General features: G+C 50.2%; 14 protein-coding genes. 8 read left to right on the top strand and 6 right to left on the bottom strand.

The window, feature by feature from the left end:
* The first annotated feature begins 29 nt into the window (after positions 1-29).
* Entirely contained in the window at positions 30-1,529 is a 1,500-nt protein-coding gene (locus ACXAH1_RS02930; protein ID WP_475193618.1) for a calcium-binding protein, read from the top strand.
* Here ACXAH1_RS02930 and ACXAH1_RS02925 read toward each other — a convergent pair whose 3' ends face one another.
* Positions 1,530-1,712 carry a hypothetical protein gene (locus tag ACXAH1_RS02925; RefSeq protein WP_475193616.1) on the bottom strand — a complete coding sequence of 61 codons (183 nt, stop codon included), beginning with the start codon at positions 1,710-1,712 and terminating at the stop codon, positions 1,530-1,532.
* On the opposite strand from ACXAH1_RS02925, the gene ACXAH1_RS02920 reads away from it, so the two are divergent.
* From ACXAH1_RS02920 to ACXAH1_RS02900, 5 genes are all read left to right on the top strand, one after another.
* Positions 1,711-2,256 (top strand): hypothetical protein, encoded by a 546-nt coding sequence (locus tag ACXAH1_RS02920; protein ID WP_475193614.1) that lies wholly within the window; start codon positions 1,711-1,713, stop codon positions 2,254-2,256. The two genes, ACXAH1_RS02925 and ACXAH1_RS02920, sit on opposite strands and share 2 nt — an antisense overlap.
* Positions 2,257-2,303: 47 nt before the next feature.
* Positions 2,304-2,675, top strand: coding sequence for a hypothetical protein (locus ACXAH1_RS02915; RefSeq protein WP_475193612.1), 372 nt, complete (start codon positions 2,304-2,306; stop codon positions 2,673-2,675).
* Between the two features lie 300 nt (positions 2,676-2,975).
* Positions 2,976-4,853 (top strand): motility associated factor glycosyltransferase family protein, encoded by a 1,878-nt coding sequence (locus ACXAH1_RS02910; RefSeq protein WP_475193610.1) that lies wholly within the window; start codon positions 2,976-2,978, stop codon positions 4,851-4,853.
* Positions 4,854-4,878: 25 nt separating this feature from the next.
* The gene (locus ACXAH1_RS02905) at positions 4,879-5,649 is read left to right on the top strand and encodes a hypothetical protein (RefSeq protein ID WP_475193609.1); all 771 of its coding nucleotides are present in this window, start codon (positions 4,879-4,881) and stop codon (positions 5,647-5,649) included.
* A 202-nt stretch (positions 5,650-5,851) separates the two neighbouring features.
* Positions 5,852-6,241, top strand: coding sequence for a MerC domain-containing protein (locus ACXAH1_RS02900; protein ID WP_046005025.1), 390 nt, complete (start codon positions 5,852-5,854; stop codon positions 6,239-6,241).
* A gap of 27 nt (positions 6,242-6,268) precedes the next feature.
* Here ACXAH1_RS02900 and ACXAH1_RS02895 read toward each other — a convergent pair whose 3' ends face one another.
* From ACXAH1_RS02895 to ACXAH1_RS02885, 3 genes are all read right to left on the bottom strand, one after another.
* Positions 6,269-7,171 (bottom strand): GTP-binding protein, encoded by a 903-nt coding sequence (locus ACXAH1_RS02895; protein WP_475193605.1) that lies wholly within the window; start codon positions 7,169-7,171, stop codon positions 6,269-6,271.
* A gap of 101 nt (positions 7,172-7,272) precedes the next feature.
* Positions 7,273-7,947, bottom strand: coding sequence for a DUF1826 domain-containing protein (locus ACXAH1_RS02890; protein WP_475193602.1), 675 nt, complete (start codon positions 7,945-7,947; stop codon positions 7,273-7,275).
* A 283-nt stretch (positions 7,948-8,230) separates the two neighbouring features.
* Positions 8,231-10,384: a M3 family metallopeptidase gene (locus ACXAH1_RS02885; protein WP_475193600.1), complete on the bottom strand. Its 2,154-nt coding sequence runs from the start codon at positions 10,382-10,384 to the stop codon at positions 8,231-8,233.
* Between the two features lie 199 nt (positions 10,385-10,583).
* Between ACXAH1_RS02885 and ACXAH1_RS02880 the strand changes: the two genes are divergently transcribed.
* The gene (locus tag ACXAH1_RS02880; protein WP_475193597.1) at positions 10,584-11,915 is read left to right on the top strand and encodes a dihydroorotase; all 1,332 of its coding nucleotides are present in this window, start codon (positions 10,584-10,586) and stop codon (positions 11,913-11,915) included.
* A 16-nt stretch (positions 11,916-11,931) separates the two neighbouring features.
* On the top strand, positions 11,932-12,825 hold the full coding sequence (gene folE2, locus ACXAH1_RS02875) for a GTP cyclohydrolase FolE2 (RefSeq protein WP_475193596.1): 894 nt from the start codon (positions 11,932-11,934) through the stop codon (positions 12,823-12,825).
* Between the two features lie 48 nt (positions 12,826-12,873).
* Here the strand turns inward: folE2 and ACXAH1_RS02870 are convergent, their stop codons facing one another.
* Positions 12,874-13,359: a DUF1579 domain-containing protein gene (locus ACXAH1_RS02870; RefSeq protein WP_475193593.1), complete on the bottom strand. Its 486-nt coding sequence runs from the start codon at positions 13,357-13,359 to the stop codon at positions 12,874-12,876.
* A 71-nt stretch (positions 13,360-13,430) separates the two neighbouring features.
* Positions 13,431-16,997, bottom strand: coding sequence for an amino acid adenylation domain-containing protein (locus ACXAH1_RS02865; protein ID WP_475193591.1), 3,567 nt, complete (start codon positions 16,995-16,997; stop codon positions 13,431-13,433).
* Positions 16,998-17,012: the final 15 nt, after the last annotated feature.

Raw genomic sequence — 17,012 nt, 5'->3', positions numbered from 1 at the left:
ACCTAAAACAAGAAACTAAGGATTTCACAATGAATACCAAGTTAAATGCGCTCTGTCTGGCGGTTGCGCTGGGCGTCTCGGGGCAGGCGATGGCGGCCTGTAGCGGGCTTGCCGGTGGCGCCTCGGCTTATCTGGACGGCGATACGCTGAAAGTTGCGGGGTCACGCCACAGCGAACAGTTCACGCTCAGTAAATCGGGCGACACCCTGACCGTAACCCGTAAAGTAGGAAGCAGTAGTAGCTGTGAAGTCTTCTTTATGAGCCAGATCAGTGCGCTTGAAGCGCGCCTGGGCAATGGCGCTGACTCGTTCAATGCCAGCAGTATTTCGGTGCCGCAAACCTTGTACGGTCAATATGGTAATGACACCCTGATCTCGGGCAATCAGAACGATCGTCTATACGGTGGTCGGGGCAATGATACCCTCAAGGGCAACAGTGGTAACGACCAGCTGTTCGGTGAAGATGGCAGCGACACCCTTCACGGCGGCTGGGGTAATGACCAGCTCAAGGGCGGCAACCATCACGACAAACTGTTTGGTGACTATAATGACGACACCCTATGGGGCGATGATGGCGGCGACTTATTAATGGGCGGTCAGGGAACCGATGTGCTCTATGGTGGCAACGACAACGACTACCTGGGCGGTGGCTGTCGTCTGGCCAATGCCAACAATGGTTATATTTATGAGCAGAGCAGTTGTAACAGTAATCGCGATGGCAACGATAAACTTTACGGCGGCGCGGGTCATGACGTGCTAAGCGGCGACAAAGGCAACGACACCCTGTATGGCGAAGATGGCAATGACTACCTGACCGGTAATGGCGGCCGTGAAGATCGCTTACATGGCGGCAACGGCAATGATGCCTTATATGAAAATGGCGATGGCAATCCAAACAGTCTGCGCTGGCACAAAGCCTGGGGTAACAATGGCGATGATATTCTCTTTGCCAATGGCGAAAACTCCAATCAGGAAGGCGGTAAAGACAACGATGTGATCATCACTTCTTCGAGTGGCTATGAAGCAAAAATTCATGGCGGAAAAAGTGCCGACTACATCTGGACTGCCGATGCTGCGCCTCAGGGTACCTGCGGTAAAGGCAAAGATAAGGGCATGGTATTCCTGAACAGCTGTGAAGGCACCACCTGGGTAAAAGACTATCAGGGCTTGTTGTCTAAGGTAGATAACCGCAGTAACTTTAATAACCCCTATTACGAGGCAGCCAACGCAGTAGTTGAAATGTCTGGTGAGTACTCAGGCTACAACAATGGCTGGCGTAGTCTGGGTGTGCGCCCAACGCCGTTATACGACATTGTATCCAGTGCCGTCTTTGGCCGCTGGCTGAGCGATCAGTCAACTCTGCCATACTCTTACTATGAGTGGCGGGTTGATTATAATGTAGGAAACTCAGGCATTTACGGCACTTACTTCAACTGCATGGAAAACAATGTGGCCTATATGTGCCGTCACATTATTCAGCAAACTGAGACCTGTTATAACAGCAGTGGTGACTCTATTAGCTGTAGTTAATTACGCTTTGTTCTCACTGGCAGGGACGCCAGCCAAAGATGTTTGTTCTGACATTCTGGCCTGTAAAACATAGCCATATCCGAGTAAATAAGGTACAAAGAAAGCCTGTTGAGCCAAGGATTGTGACCCTATGAACGCCCACTCCGGATATTGCCTGCTCCCCGCTTTGCTCAGTGGGTGCATGACCTCACCTGCACGCGTTATTCAACCAGACACCGAACGCTACACTGAACCTTTTATTCGTACCCAGGTGGTGATGCCCAGTTACCAATTGATCTGGCGAACTTGCAGAAATCACCTATCGACAGGAGACTGGCCAACCATGACAGGCCTGGCAGACCGTTCTGTTTTCAGCGAGTTAACGACCATTCGAACAACAGACAGGGAATACCAGCAGTCCTTTCAGTTATCCGGTGTAAATACGCCAATACAGTTCAGCCTTACCCGTGAAAGCCCGACGTCTGAAGCATACCAAGTACTTATCCAGGCCAGATTTGAGCAGGGAGACTATACGCACAGCGTAAATATTAGTTGCAGCTATGATGGCCTGACGGAAGAAGCGTTAACGCAACTAACACACCATACAACTTCAGTCTTCAACTTATATCAAACGGCGCAAAGCGAATATGTCTTCCCGTCACCGAAGACTCCGCCGGTAACAGATGACATGATCAGAGCAGCTCTGTGTACCTTACTGAGGCTGACACCTGATCAATGCCGGGTTTAGCCTCGAAAGAAAATTAATGTAATAAACTACAAATCAGGAGTTTGTTTATGACTGTACTGCTTTACCTTGCCGCTGCGTTGTTAATTTTAGTTTCGCTGGCCCACTCCTACCTTGGTGAGCGCTATATTCTCATTCGGCTGTTTAAGCGCGATAACCTGCCACAGCTGTTTGGCAGTAGCGATTTTACCATTCGCACACTGCGTTTTGCCTGGCATCTGACTTCCATCGCCTGGCTGGGATTTGCCACACTGTTGATTACACTGGCATCACCTGAATTTACCGCTGCTGCGCTGCTGAAAATCACCGCGCTGACCTTTGCGCTTCACAGCGTGCTGGCGTTAAGTCTATCAAAAGGAAAGCACTGGTCCTGGCTATTGTTTGCTGTGGTGAGTGTGCTGCTGGTAATGGCCGCGATGTAGCGATAAGGCAATTCATAACTCAAAAGCGCGGCTAATTGATGGCGCTCGAGGTAAATAGTACGTATGGCTACTTCAGTCACTCAGGAGCGATTCCTAATACTATGGAATTAGTCAACAGTTCGCGTAAATTATTACGCTCAGTTGCGATTACAAACACACCTTTATCCACCCCAAAAGGCTCCATATCATTTTGACTTAAAATAACATTTACTCTAATTTATTGCATACACTCAACATCAATTTGAGTACAATAAGCTGGCTTTAACTGTGTAGAAAAACAAAATAAAAGGACGCTTAACTGTGCATTCACCGGTAAAGGAACTCACCCCTTCGTCTGATCAGAAGCGCTTGCTGTCAAGTAATCAGGCTTTTCTTGCTGACCGACTGCCCGATGCATTAAATCAGCAGATAACCTCATTCAGTCTGGCCGATAGTCAGCAGCTCAGCGATGATTTTTATGGTGCAGAGGCACAGGCTAGTTGCCGGGCACAGGTCAGGCTCTTTTTACAACACCCTCAACACCTGAGTGTCCACTTTCAGAGCGATGCAAAGTCAGCTAATGCACACCAGCAAGCCATAAACCGGCTCAATGAACATGCCACTAAGCTGGGGTGGCGGCCAAACTCCAAACCACAGCGCGGCACGTTAATCATATTAGGAAGTGGAGCGGGCTATCACATTAGTGAACTACTTCAGCGTATCAATTACAGCGATGTGATAGTGATCGAGCCGCATGCTGAGCAATGGGCAATGACCTGTATACACAGTGACCTGCAAGCATTACAGCGCCTCTGTCAGCAGCGTAACGGCACCTTGTCAGTGCTGAGTTGCAGCGAGTTTACACACTTTGAGCAAGCCTTCAAACAACTGATAAAACAACATGGTACACAAGTGGTTGCAGATATCAGTGTATTCAGGCATTACTCACACCCCTTGTTTGACCAACTTTTGGCTGAGTTTAAAGCCTGGCGCAACAGTGCATTAAGTATGTGGGGCTTTGTTGAGGATGAATTGATGGGGCTCAGGCACACCCAAAGTAATAGCCAAAAGCACCGCATCACAGGCCATGGCGCTGCATTGTCAGGCGTTGGGGAAGTGCCAGTGGTTGTGGTTGGTAATGGCCCTTCACTGGACCAAGATATCGCCTATTTAAAATCGGTGCGTAATCGAGTGCTGGTTGCATCGTGCGGTACGGCCTTAAACGCGCTGCTGCACAACGATATAGTGCCCGATCTGCAAATCGAGATGGAACGTACTGCAGCAACTTTTTACTTAAAAAAGGATCAACTGACCGACCCCAGGCTCAATGATGTAGTGCTGATAGGGCTGAATACACTCTACCCGGCTTTTGTCGACCAGTTTAAATACCGTATCTTGTTTGCTAAAGGTCATGACCTTGGTGCGCACGCACTGGCCAGCCGACAACCTGGGTTAACCCCGCTCTTTCACTGCAACCCGACAGTGACTAATATGGCCACGGCTGCGCTGTGTCGGCTTGGATTTCAGCACCTTATTTTACTTGGTTGCGACTATGGCTACGAAACAGCTCAGCACCATCATAGCCGGCACTCGGGGTATTTTAACCCAGACAGTGCACTCTCTCAGGCCAGGTTTGCAGCTGAGTTTAGTGTACGGGGTAACTTCTCTGATAAGGTCTATACAACAAGGATTTATAATGAATCCAGGCTGGCACAGGAAGCCCTTCTTCGAACCCAACCCCACCTGCGCGTCGATAACACCAGCCATGGCGCGTTTATTGAGGGCACTCGTACTATTCGACTTGCCGATATCACACTTGGGGAACACTCGATTGATACAGCGCGCACTACCATAAAGACTTATGCCTCAGATCACACGCCATGCGGCATTGATATCGCTTCATTATTACACCCTGGCACAGAGGTAATACAGCAATTGCGCAACGCGCTGCTGCGTGCCAATTCAACCCTCGAGGTGCAAAATACCCTGATAAACACATTGACAGATTTGACCCATAAGCCCGAACTGATGCTAAGCCACGTCATCCTCAGTGGGTCAATCAAATACCTTAATAGCCAGATAGCAAGCCATATTAATCATCTGCCACCAGCAACCAATCAGGATTATTTCACTGAGCTGAAACCCTGTTTAGATACATTCTGTGAGTCTGTTTTAACAAAATTGTCCCTTGGACAATAACCTCCAAAAAACATAAGGATAGAAAATGAAATTCAATATTATGACCGTACTGCCCGTTGCACTTGCGGCAACCACAGCAGGTAAATCCATCGCAAATACCGTTGACGCCATTATGGATGGTCAGCAAACACCCTATCACGAAACGGGTTTTGAGCAGCAAGCGTTTGACGACACTCTGATGGCCAACGACTCATTTGCAGCGAACGACTCATTTGGTGCGAATGATTCTTTCGGCGCAAACGACTCATTTGGTGCGAATGATTCTTTCGGTGCAAACGACTCATTCGGCGGAAGCGACTCATTTGGTGCGGGTGATTCATCTGGTTCAGGCACTCGCCCTGATGACTTTACGCCATTCCCAACCAACGACACAAATCCAATGAGTGGTGATTTTATCCACCTGGGTGTGCTTTACATGGAGATCAAACGCGATCCATTGGGCGAGTTCGAGGAGTATCTGCGAGTTTGTGTGAAATCAAGCAGACACATGATCATCGGTGCTAACTCCGCGTTCGACGCTAATCAGTATTCGCGCAGATACATTATGAAAGGCCACTATGGCAAAGACGCACATGGTGAAAAGTTCCAGGCATTAAAACTGAACCTGAATGATTACCAGAGCAATAAACAAGAACGGATCAGACTGTTGAAAACAGATGCCAATGCGGGAGAGTACGAGTTTTACGGTACAACCTCACTCAGAAAACAATATCAGGGTGAGATCCGCGCCTACTATAAAGGAGACAGCGCTTACTACAGTGAGTACTGTGCAGACTCCTTAGGTTACGACTACTAAATAGCTCTGTCGACCTTATCTCAGCCTGGGCGAACCTGCCCAGGCTTGTTATCACCTTCAAGCCATTCATCCCTGTTATGTTTTCATCCTGGTTAAACTATTCAACCCCTTCAAAATGATATAATATAACAAACCAAATGCGAGACTGATTGTTTGCTCACTCAGCGCAAGCACCTGCGTCAATAATCAAGGTAAAGAAACCATGCGAAACCTGTCTGAAAGGCTGGACAAATATGCCATTGGCTTATCTGCAATGTGTGTCATGCATTGCTTGTTTGTACCTCTGTTGGTTGCTCTGCTTCCGGCATTTGGTGCGACCTTCCTGTCGGATGAGGCATTTCATCGCTGGCTACTTGTCGGTGTGCTGGTGACCAGCAGTAGTGCGTTATTTTTAGGATGTAAAAAGCACAATCAGTGGCGCATTCTAGGCTACGGCACCGCAGGTATCGGCGTGTTATTCTTCGCCGCATTTTTTGCCCATGACTTAATGGCTGAGGAAGGGGAAAAGCTGTTGACCATTTTGGGCAGCGTGTTGCTGGTGATCAGCCACTATAAAAACTTTAACCTGTGCCAAACTGGGCGGTGCCACTAACACCGTCTGCATGGCCGCACAGTGCACTCATTGTGCGGCCAAAACCTGAGTGACAATCTCATTCAATTTGCCAGGATCACTCCCCGGGCCAACGACCAGCAATTTACTCCCCGTAACCGGCTCCCCTTTAAAGGGCCTTATCGACACGGCACCATCCGGGCATCGCTCAAAGTAGGTGTAATCAGAACTTGTACCAATTTGTGTGCAGCCTTTAACGCGCAGAATGGTCTTGGGAATGCGCTCACACAAAGCCTTAATACTGGCCTCGTCTGGCAAAGCAGGTAACGCCACAGAGCAAGATGCCCAGTGAGATTTTTGATGCTCAAATGCATCAACACTGCCCGACACCGGCGACAGCTCTGGCAGTTGCCAAAGTGCAAGCTCATTGACGCGCTGAATTGTGGCGTGCGGATTCACCTGGTGAAGTTCATCCTTAACAGTCTGTATGCGCGCTTCCGATAAGCCTTTGGTATGTGTAAGCTCAATAAGCGAAGAGACCTGAACCTGGTTGGCTTCCAGTGCATTATGTTCACCTCGACGTTGCCAGTTTTTGGCATCGACCACCGCAATTTGTACCGGTGGTTTAAAACGAGTATCCAGCCCCACACCCAGAAATCCCATTAAACGGCAGGCATCGGATGTGCCATTCGCTTCAATCAGGGTGATCCCCTGTTTGCGCTGTGGAATGCGATTAATACTGTCACGCAAAGCCGTGATGCCGCTGCAACAAATGCAGCTACCATCAAGCGGTTTTAGCGCGCCCTCACTCAACTGTCCGGCCAGCTGCCTTGCATCCAGTTCGGCATGCTCATAATCATTGAGGATCACATAGGGATCCCAGTCGGCTTGCTGAGCTTCAAGCAGCAAGCGCTTCAACAGCGTGGTTTTGCCCGCGCCCAAAAAGCCTACCAATACAAGGATAGGTTCCATACTTACTTTGCTCTCCAGCTAACTCAAAAACAGTCATTACCTGATATGCATCTGACGATAACCCAGTACACTAAAATAGTCACACACTGTGACTTTGCCACTCAGTCAATAAAGTCCAGGGTAAGCAACAGGCGTGTTTCACCCGCAGCAGGTGCCGGAGAACGATGTACCAGTGCGCCTTGTTCATTGCCAAGCCAGCCGGAGCCTTTTAACAGGGCAACATCGCCGGTGTTGAGTTGCTGAATGTCCGAACCACAGCTGTAAATACCCGACTCGTGGTCCTTTTTGCCTTTGCTGCCCAACCCCAACTTGCTGCGATCCACTTTGTCGTGGGGTAACCACTGAGAGGCAACACCGCCGAGTGTACTCACCAGCCGACAAGGGATGTGATCAACATGGAATTTAGGACACATGGCTTTATTGAGTAGGGTGAGCCTGAGCCCTGCGCGCTTGAGTTCAAACAACGTACAGAACATATCCACCAGCATTGCCAGGTGAGCGCACAGCGCGGGCTTATCGGCGAGCAAAGCTGATGCGCCGTGCAGCTCGTCTATCGTTTGCTCGGGCGTCAGGGCAATCGACAGCTGCAACTCGCTGGCAGTATTCAATAGATCCGCCACTTCTGAATTAAGTGCTTGGCTCAGCGTACATTGCCAGACGCTCAGGTTGATTTCTTCGCGATAGATATCCGTCAGAATGTTCGGCTCAGAGGATATGGCTGCAAACCGATTGGCCGGGATTACTGGATTGTCATTGGCGGCTAAAGCATTAGTCATGGTCTTCTCCTACATCTGCGCCTGATTGGTCGCTACTCACAATAAAAGTTACAGTATAACATATCCAAAGATTGTAAGCTGGTAATACCAATCCGCATAATTAAGTATGCCAATCTTGAGACGAGTAAATCTCGGCGATAACGAGGCAAAAATTTTGCTGTTTAGTTGTTCTAAATGAGAAATTTTTAACACTGTTATCGGCAGATTTAATCTCTCCAATTGGTTATGTATTAATGTGAATTGGTATTAGGACTGCCTGATGGCAGTCCTTCAGTCGTTGGCTTTATGGTGCGACGTTGAGACCACGGCGTTTAAGCAGCGCTTCGGTGGTTGGCTCTGCGCCACGGAAGGCTTTGTAAGATTCCATCAGGTCGCGGGAGTTACCCACTTCAAGAATATTCTTACGATAGTGAGTGCCAATCTTGCGATTGAGCCCGCCTTGTGACTGTACATAGGCAAATGCATCTGCCGCCAGGATCTCACTCCACATGTAGGCATAGTAACCTGCTGAATAGCCGCCACCCATTGAGTGCGCAAAGTAGGCCGATTTATATCTGGGCGGTACATAATCGATGTTCACACCGTGCTTGCTCAGCGCAGCTTGTTCGAACTCCACCAGATCCTGCAAAGGCGCGTCCGCCGCCAGTGCGTGCCACTCCATATCCAGCAGCGCTGCTGCTACATATTCCAGTGTATCAAAGCCCATATTGAAACTGCGGCTGGCAATGACTTTGCTCAGCAGGGCCTGTGGGATCGCTTCTCCGGTTTGGTAATGTTTGGCATAGTTTTGGATAACTTCCGGGTGAATTGCCCAGTCTTCTTCAAACGTTGACGGGAACTCAACAAAATCCCGGGATACAGACGTCCCCGCTAAGCTCCGGTAAGTTACCTGAGACAGCATGCCGTGCAGACCATGGCCCAATTCGTGGAACATAGTAGTCGCTTCGGAGTAACTCAGTAATGTTGGCTGGCCTTCAGGGGCTTTTTCAATGTTCATCACATTGATAACAACCGGGCGTTGTTTGTCCAGACCGGATTGTTGTACAAACGAGCTCATCCAGGCGCCACCGCGCTTACCGTCACGCGCAAAGTAGTCGGCCATAAACAGTGCCAGGCCGGTGCCATCGGCATCAAAGACTTCATAGGCTTTCACATCCGGGTGGTAAACCGGAATGTCATTGCGTGGCTTGAAGGTTACGCCATACAAACGCTCCATGGTAAAAAACAGGCCGTCTTCCAGTACGCGATTAAATTCAAAGTAGGCTTTAACCTCAGACTCATCCAGGTCGAACTTATCCTGACGAACCTTGTCGGCATAGTACAACCAGTCCCAGGCCTGTAGTTCAAAGTCGCCGCCCGTGGCGCGAATTTTGTCTTTGATGGCTTGTGCTTCGGCTTCCACGTTTTTCAACAGCGCAGGCACCATGCTGGCAAACATGTCATACACTGCGGTGGGTGTTTTGGCCATTTGCTCATCCAGGCCATAATGTGCCCAGCTCTCATAGCCTAGTAGCGCCGCCTTTTTTGCTCTGAGCTGTGCCAGCTGGGCGACAATTTCACGATTGTTGTTTTCACCTTTTAAACCACGATAAGCGGATGCGCGCCATACTTGCTCGCGCAACTGACGGTCTTCGAGCTTGGCCAGAATAGGCTGTCGCGTGGTATTGGTAATTTTGATCAGATACTGCCCCGGATGTCCGGCTTGTTCAGCCGCTTGTGCCAGCTGCGCGATATGTGTATCTGTCAGGCCTGCCAGTTTTGCTTTGTCTTCAACCAGTACCACATTGCTCTTAGACAGTGCCAGCAGGTGCTGCGAGAACTGCGTGGTTAATGAAGACAAAGCTGCATTGATCTCGCGGATCTCTGTTTGCTGCGCGTCTGTCAGCTTGGCACCCGCTCTGACAAATTGCTTGTAATAGACTTCTGTCAGGCGTTTTTCTTCTGCGCTGAGATTAAGCGCATTACGCTGTCCGTAAACCTGGGCCACGCGCTCGTACAAAGCTTTATTCAGGTAGATGTTGTCGTAGTGACCGGCCAGTTTGGGAGCCAGTTCAGACTGCAGTGCCCGACGCTCTGGGTTAGAATCGGTGCCTGACAGGTTAAAGAATATCGCCTGGGTCCGCTTTAGTAATTCACCACTTCGCTCCAGCGCAACAATGGTATTACTAAAACTGGCAGGATCAGTTTGGCTGATAATCGCATTCACTTCCGTCATTTGCTCAGCCATGCCCTGTTCAAATGCCGGCGCGAAGTGTGCGTCGCTGATGGTATTAAAATCCGGTGATTGATATTGCAATGTGCTTGATACCAGTAGTGGGTTGCCTTCAGTTACCGTCGCAGAGGCTGCGCCTTTTTGCAAGCCTGAAGTACGATCCCCACCCGTGCAGGCCGTTACAAGTAAGGCGGAACTCACCGCCAGTGCTAGCAACTTTTTCATCGTTGTTTCTCTCATCTGTAAAATAGAACAGATATGTTATAATATAACAAAACAATCAACAATCTTTGTTGCGCTAAACAGGCCCATATGTGAGTTGGGTACGCAATGAATGGCGCGCGAAATATCAATTGGGCCTGCGTCGAGGCCCAGCGCAGCAGCCTTAAGTTTTTGTTTATCTGTATAATTAATCAGGATACCAATGGCACGCTTAATAAAACACGCCACCTTAGTGAATGAAGGTAAGCTTTACATTTCAGATCTCAGAATTGAAAACCAGGTTATTGCTGAAATTGGCCCGGATTTATCCGCCAAACCCAGTGAAGAAGTCATTGATGCTCAGGGCATGTGGCTACTGCCCGGTATGATAGACGACCAGGTACATTTCAGAGAACCGGGCCTTACGCATAAAGGCTCCATTGCCAGCGAATCAGCGGCCGCCGTTGCTGGCGGGATCACCAGTTTTATGGAAATGCCCAATGTCTCCCCTTCCACCACCACCCGCCAGGCGCTGGCAGACAAACAAGCCATTGCACAACGAGATTCAGTCGCTAACTACGCATTTTACCTCGGCGCCACGCCCGATAACTTAGATGAAATCAAAGCCGTTGACCCACAATCAGTGTGCGGTGTGAAGGTGTTTATGGGCGCCTCAACCGGTGATTTACTGGTAGAGCATCCCGCGGCCCTGGAAGCAATTTTCAGAGAGTGTCCCACACTGATTGCGACGCACTGTGAGCAAGGTTCAGTGATCCAGCAAAATAACGCACGCATTGAGCAACAATACGGCACACCGCAAATCATTCATCACCCGATGATCCGCGATGACGAAGCCTGCTATCAGTCGTCTTCTTATGCCGTGGCGCTTGCTAAAAAATACCGTACCCAGCTACATGTGTTGCACTTAACCACGGCAAAAGAGCTGAGCTTATTCAGCAGCGTCCCTTTAGCAGACAAGCACATCACGGCCGAGGCCTGTGTTCATCATTTATGGTTTAACGAACAAGATTATCCGACGCTTGGCAATCTGATCAAATGTAACCCGGCCATTAAAGCCGAATCCGACCGGCTTGCTTTGCTAAAAGCTTTGCATGACGGACGCATTGATATCATTGCCACCGATCATGCCCCGCATACCTGGCAAGAGAAAAACGTGCCCTATCCGCAGGCCCCTGCAGGCCTGCCACTGGTTGAGCATGCCTTGCTAACTCTTTTGGAGCAGGTCAAACGCGGCACAATGACGCTTGAGCAAGTAGTTGAGAAAACAGCACATAACGTTGCAACCCGCTTTGCCATCGACAAGCGTGGCTATCTCAGAGAAGGGTATTTTGCCGATCTGGTTTTAATTGATCCAACTCGCTCAACCTACGTACAAAACGAACAAACCCGCTACCTGTGTCAGTGGAGTCCGTTTCATAACACCACTTTCTCTCATCAGATCTGCGCCACCTTTGTAAATGGCAAACTGGTATTTGATGGTGACAAGGTCACCACACATCACAATGCTGCACAGGCATTACGTTTTAACCGTTAAGTGAGACTCATAACCTATGATGCAACTTCCCGATATTGCAACTCATTTTGAGCCAGACAGCCAGAGCCCGCTAAAGTGGGTTGGGATGGAAAAAATTGCACTGCCGATGCAGGTACGCTGCGATCAGACCAGCGTCAACATCAACACGCTTATGGACGTTTTTGTCAGCCTGGATACAGGCGCAAAAGGCATCCATATGTCGCGCCTTTACCTGCTTGCCAACGAAGCACTGGTGGGGACAGAACTCACTTTCGCACAGCTCGATAAAGTACTCAAAGAGATAGTCGCGTCTCAGCAAGGTCTCAGTCAGTCTGCCAAGTTAGTACTGAAGTTTGAGCTGCCATTGAACAGACCGGCTCTGAAAAGCAGCTACAGCGGCTACAACGCCTACCCAATAGAGCTGCACTGTGAGCACCTTGAAGGTAAAACCCACTGCAAGCTCATCAGTACCATTACCTACAGCAGTACTTGCCCGTGCTCAGCGGCTTTGTCTCGCCAGTTACTAAGCGAGACAGTGGCACAGCAATTTGCCGGTCATGACAACATAGATAAAGCTCAGCTGCTGGAATGGCTGAAAGGACCGCACGGCTCTGTCGCAACACCGCACAGCCAGCGCTCTTATGCCTATATCGAAGCCGACCTGGCTGGCGGTCACTTGCCGGATCTGGCGCACTGGCTTGCACTGTTTGAAGAAACGCTGGCAACACCAGTACAAACGGCGGTGAAACGCGAAGATGAGCAGGCGTTTGCTGCACTGAACGCGAAAAACCTGATGTTTTGTGAAGATGCGGCAAGGCGTATTAAGACAACGCTGGAGTCCATTTCAGAGGTGACGGACTACCAGTTTAAAGTGGAGCATCAGGAAAGTCTGCATGCCCACAATGCGGTCGTTTACGACCGAAAATCTTAAGTAAAACAGCACATCCACGTAGCATAGTGCGCGGATGTGCTGTAAGGGTTAGAGACGGGTAAATCTCATTTCCCAGTTGGTTTCCCAGCTCTGGCCACCATCTTTAGAAAAAGCCTGTGCCCAGGTTGGTTGCTCAGGGTTAGTCGCGTCCCAGATAAAGCGCACTTTAATGGCTTCACCGTTATACTCCTCGTCCGCATAAAAACGCCCTACACCATCGTTAAACTCGCCTACCACCGGGGTATCCATCATGCCTGGGTTGCGCCCATCCAGCCACCAGATTGACCACTGCCCGGTGCGCTCGTTATATGAACGGATCGCCTTTGCTCGCACAGAGCCTTCTGGAAAATGCAGATGATTGTCTTCCACGTTGCCAAATCCGCCCAGCGTGTTGAGCGTTGATGACTCCCCGGTGAACTCTATCCATTCATCGCCGCCATTAAGTATGTCCTTCAGACGGCGGTGCTGTACCGACCACTGGCCAATCATAAAATCGAAGTCGCCGGGTGCACCAGGTGCATTGGATTGAAGCATAGTAATCTCTTGTTTTATTATCGTCATTGGCAGCTACTCTAGCATGGGCACTGTATAAGTAAACAGTGCATTTATGACGAAATCCCGACAGTTTCAGACATGGCAATGACTGGTTCTGGCTTGGCGCAAAATGCCAGTAACCGGCCCATAAACCAGCTGAACACTTCGCTCTGGCCGCTCAAGTTGCATTCACCGTCGCATATGCCCTGTAACACCTGCTGCACATCTGCGCAGATCAGAGCAGCAACCGCCTCTGGTGTTATAAGACGTATACGGCATACGGGTAACTGCGCCCTGATTTTACTGTCCTCGCTGACTGTGCCCTGCAACAAAGTAAGCGTATGTTTACTGGCTGATGTGCTGATCTCCAGTCGTAAGTCAGGTCCATTGCCAGGCTGCGTCTTTTGCCACCTTTGCAGATAGGCTAAAAATTCAGCCCACCAATTATCCAGCGCCGTTGCCTCAATCGACCTTTTAGGCTCGGATACCGATGCTCTGGCAAACAATGCTTCCACTTCTTGCACCGCATCTTGCAATGCCGCCAAGGTCGCATCTACATCGTCTTTGGTGTGCGCTGCGGAGCAGATAAAACGCAGCCGCCCGCGACCGGTTTCGACTATCGGATAAGTCACGGCTGAAGCCTGAATGCCTTTTTCAAACAAGCGCTGCACAATCGCATATAGTTTATCTTTGTCGCCAAAATGTGGGGTCACAATCGGTCCGTCCCCACTGCCCAAATCAAACCCGGCGGCACTAAATTGAGCCCGCATATAACGGGCAGTGTCCCACAACCGTTCACGCAGTGAGTCATCCTGACTGATCCGCTGCAGTGCCGTAAGCGCTGCGGCGATATCTGCCGGACTCACTGACGCCTGAAAAATGTAGGCTCTGGAAGAGGCTTTTAGCAGCTCAACATACTCAGCACTGGTTGCAACGACGCCACCCAGGCTGCCCAGCGATTTGCTCAGCGTGGTCATGATAAAATCAACATCCTCGCTTATCCCCTGCTCAGCACAAATCCCGGCCCCCTGCTTACCATAAAAACCAAAGGAGTGTGCTTCATCGACCAGTACCAGTGCCTGATAACGCTTTGCCATGCGGACAATCTCTGCCACAGGCGCGGCGCCCTCTCCCATGCTGTAAACACCTTCGATAACGACCAATACGGTACGATAGGGAGAAGCTTCAGTCTCAAGCACAGAGGCCAGATCGTTAACGTCATTATGTTTAAAAGTACGTACTTTGGCACCACACAAACGCGCGCCATCAACGATGGACGCGTGGCAGAGCTGATCGATCACGACGACATCGTTTTCACCCAATAATCCAGCTACCGCACCGACATTGGCGGTATAGCCCGTTGGAAATAAACAAGCGGCGGGTTTGCCCACCAGGCTGGCAAACTGTTGCTCAAATGCCAGGTGCAGATCTGTTAAACCAGACGCCGCTGCGGAGGTCCCCATGCCAGTGCCAAACTCTGCCACAGCCTGACGTGCAGCTTCAATAACGGCAGCATCGCGATTCAGCCCCAGGTATAAGTTAGTGGTCCAGATAATCGCCTCACGTGCATCGCTGTGCCGGGCATCGGCTACCGTGCCACGCGTCCCGCTTCCGGTGCGCAGCACCTTGCTATAGGGGTTAGCACGACGCTTACTCACCATCTGAGTAGCAGCCTGAACCAATTTACTTTTATCCGCGGCCGACCACGACTGGGCCTTAGCCAAAGCAAAGGGGGGATGACTGGCACGCATTTGAAATTGTAACTCTTTAAGCGTATCGCGCAGTGGGCTCTGACGGGCACTTAATGATTCTCCAGAGCCTAAACTCAGCAAGTGCTGAGCCAGGCGCTGAGGCGTATTAAACTCATAAATTGCCTGCACGGAACAAGCGACATCAAATACATTGCTCAGCCGATTGCTTAGTTCCAGCGTCGTTAGTGAGTCCAGCCCGGCCTGCTCAAAGGTTTGCGACAGCACCGTATCAGCAGGGAGGCCGAGCAAAGTACTCAGCTCATCACAGATCATCGCAACCACAGACTGTTCAGAATCGACTGTTTTGCTTGCTCCGCGTGGCTCTCGATCCGCTGATACATCAGGCAAACGACTACGATCCAGCTTGCCGTTGGGCAGATAAGGCAATGCATCAACAAAGCAAACATTGTTTGGAACCATATGGTTTGGCAGATGACGGGCCACAAAGGACAAAATCACATCCGGGCTGAGTACCTCACCCTGCTGACAGACAACACAGGCTTGCAATCTGGCCTGTCTGCTTTCTCCCTCCAACACCTTAACAGCGGCCGCAGAGATACCCGGCATGGTACTCAGCACCGTTTCGATTTCTTCCAGCTCAATGCGAAAACCACGGATTTTGACCTGCTGATCCACCCGGGAAATAAAGCGTAACTCACCATGTTTGGTCCACTGACACACGTCACCGGTTTTATATAAACGCGACTCTTCAATGCTACTGTCTGGTGCAGGGATAACGAAGCGCGCATCTGTGCGTGGTTTGTCAAACAGGTAACCCGCCGCCAGCTTGTCTCCCGCAAGGTAAAGCTCACCCGCCTCGCCTTCTGGTACCGGCTTTAGGTCTTTATCCAGCACATAAGCGCGGGTATTTGCCACAGGCTTGCCAATGGTGATTTCAGCCATGTCCGGGTGCAGTTGTACAGCCGTCGAAAATACAGTGTCTTCGGTTGGACCATAGACATTGATCACCCGCAGGCCCGGCTGCTGACGATACACTTGTTTAACCAATGCAGGACTTAGCACTTCACCGCCAAAAACCACGCAACGCAACGTATTGGGCAAAGTATAGCCACTGAGCATGGCCCGGATGGCTGAAGGCACGGCAATACAGGTTCTAACCTTATCTATGCTCTGTAAATCAGGCAATGCCAGAATGTTTTTTGCCAGGATCACCGTCCCCCCGAGCAACAGCGTGCCTATGATCTCCATCACGGATGGGTCAAAACACACCGAGGTGGCCGCTAACACTCCGCTCAGCTCTTCCTCACAAAGCAACTCGCCCATAGCATTACACATCGCAAGGACATTGCTTTGCGTAACTGCGACACCTTTTGGCTCACCTGTCGACCCCGAGGTGTAAATCACATAAGCCAGAGCCTGTGGATCACATTCAGGCGCTGACAGAGACAATGGCTCATCGTTTATGTCGGCCAGCACAATATGCGTGCTGACTCTTTGACATAACTCCGCCGACGCTGTGCCATCTACAATCACCGCAGCGGCTTTGCTGTGCGCCAGCATATAGTTAATGCGGACACGCGGATAGGCCGGATCCAGCGGTACATAAGCGCAACCCGCTCTGAGCACACCGAGTAAGGTTGCCACCAGCTCCCAACTGCGCTCCATACACACGCCTACTAATGCACCGGGCACAACGCCACCTTTTGCCAGTTTAGCGGCAATCGTCTCTGCTCGGTGCAATAATGTCTGATAGCTTATTTCCTGCGTGCCATCAATCAGCGCGATTTTGCCGGGGTGGCGCTGCGCCTGGGCGGTAAATACATCAGCGACCGAATCTGTGGTAGCCGTTGCATTACGGGTTATATCTTTTCTTTGTAAGTGCGTTGATTGATAAGGTGAGACTAACGAGTCCGTTAACTGATCCATATTGATTTCCTTTGT

The sequence above is a fragment of the Pseudoalteromonas sp. AWH4_217 genome, from assembly GCF_056161105.1.
Note: the sequence above shows the minus strand (reverse complement) of the source record. Positions and strands in the feature narration are given on the sequence as shown.

Excerpts from the sequence above, each read along its gene's own strand:
- ACXAH1_RS02930 (WP_475193618.1), top strand. The coding sequence starts at position 30 with ATGAATACCAAGTTAAATGCGCTCTGTCTGGCGGTTGCGCTGGGCGTC.
- ACXAH1_RS02920 (WP_475193614.1), top strand. The coding sequence starts at position 1,711 with ATGACCTCACCTGCACGCGTTATTCAACCAGACACCGAACGCTACACT.
- ACXAH1_RS02925 (WP_475193616.1), bottom strand. The coding sequence starts at position 1,712 with ATGCACCCACTGAGCAAAGCGGGGAGCAGGCAATATCCGGAGTGGGCG.
- ACXAH1_RS02915 (WP_475193612.1), top strand. The coding sequence starts at position 2,304 with ATGACTGTACTGCTTTACCTTGCCGCTGCGTTGTTAATTTTAGTTTCG.
- ACXAH1_RS02905 (WP_475193609.1), top strand. The coding sequence starts at position 4,879 with ATGAAATTCAATATTATGACCGTACTGCCCGTTGCACTTGCGGCAACC.
- ACXAH1_RS02900 (WP_046005025.1), top strand. The coding sequence starts at position 5,852 with ATGCGAAACCTGTCTGAAAGGCTGGACAAATATGCCATTGGCTTATCT.
- ACXAH1_RS02895 (WP_475193605.1), bottom strand. The coding sequence starts at position 7,171 with ATGGAACCTATCCTTGTATTGGTAGGCTTTTTGGGCGCGGGCAAAACC.
- ACXAH1_RS02890 (WP_475193602.1), bottom strand. The coding sequence starts at position 7,947 with ATGACTAATGCTTTAGCCGCCAATGACAATCCAGTAATCCCGGCCAAT.
- ACXAH1_RS02885 (WP_475193600.1), bottom strand. The coding sequence starts at position 10,384 with ATGAAAAAGTTGCTAGCACTGGCGGTGAGTTCCGCCTTACTTGTAACG.
- ACXAH1_RS02880 (WP_475193597.1), top strand. The coding sequence starts at position 10,584 with ATGGCACGCTTAATAAAACACGCCACCTTAGTGAATGAAGGTAAGCTT.
- folE2 (WP_475193596.1), top strand. The coding sequence starts at position 11,932 with ATGATGCAACTTCCCGATATTGCAACTCATTTTGAGCCAGACAGCCAG.
- ACXAH1_RS02870 (WP_475193593.1), bottom strand. The coding sequence starts at position 13,359 with ATGCTTCAATCCAATGCACCTGGTGCACCCGGCGACTTCGATTTTATG.
- ACXAH1_RS02865 (WP_475193591.1), bottom strand. The coding sequence starts at position 16,997 with ATGGATCAGTTAACGGACTCGTTAGTCTCACCTTATCAATCAACGCAC.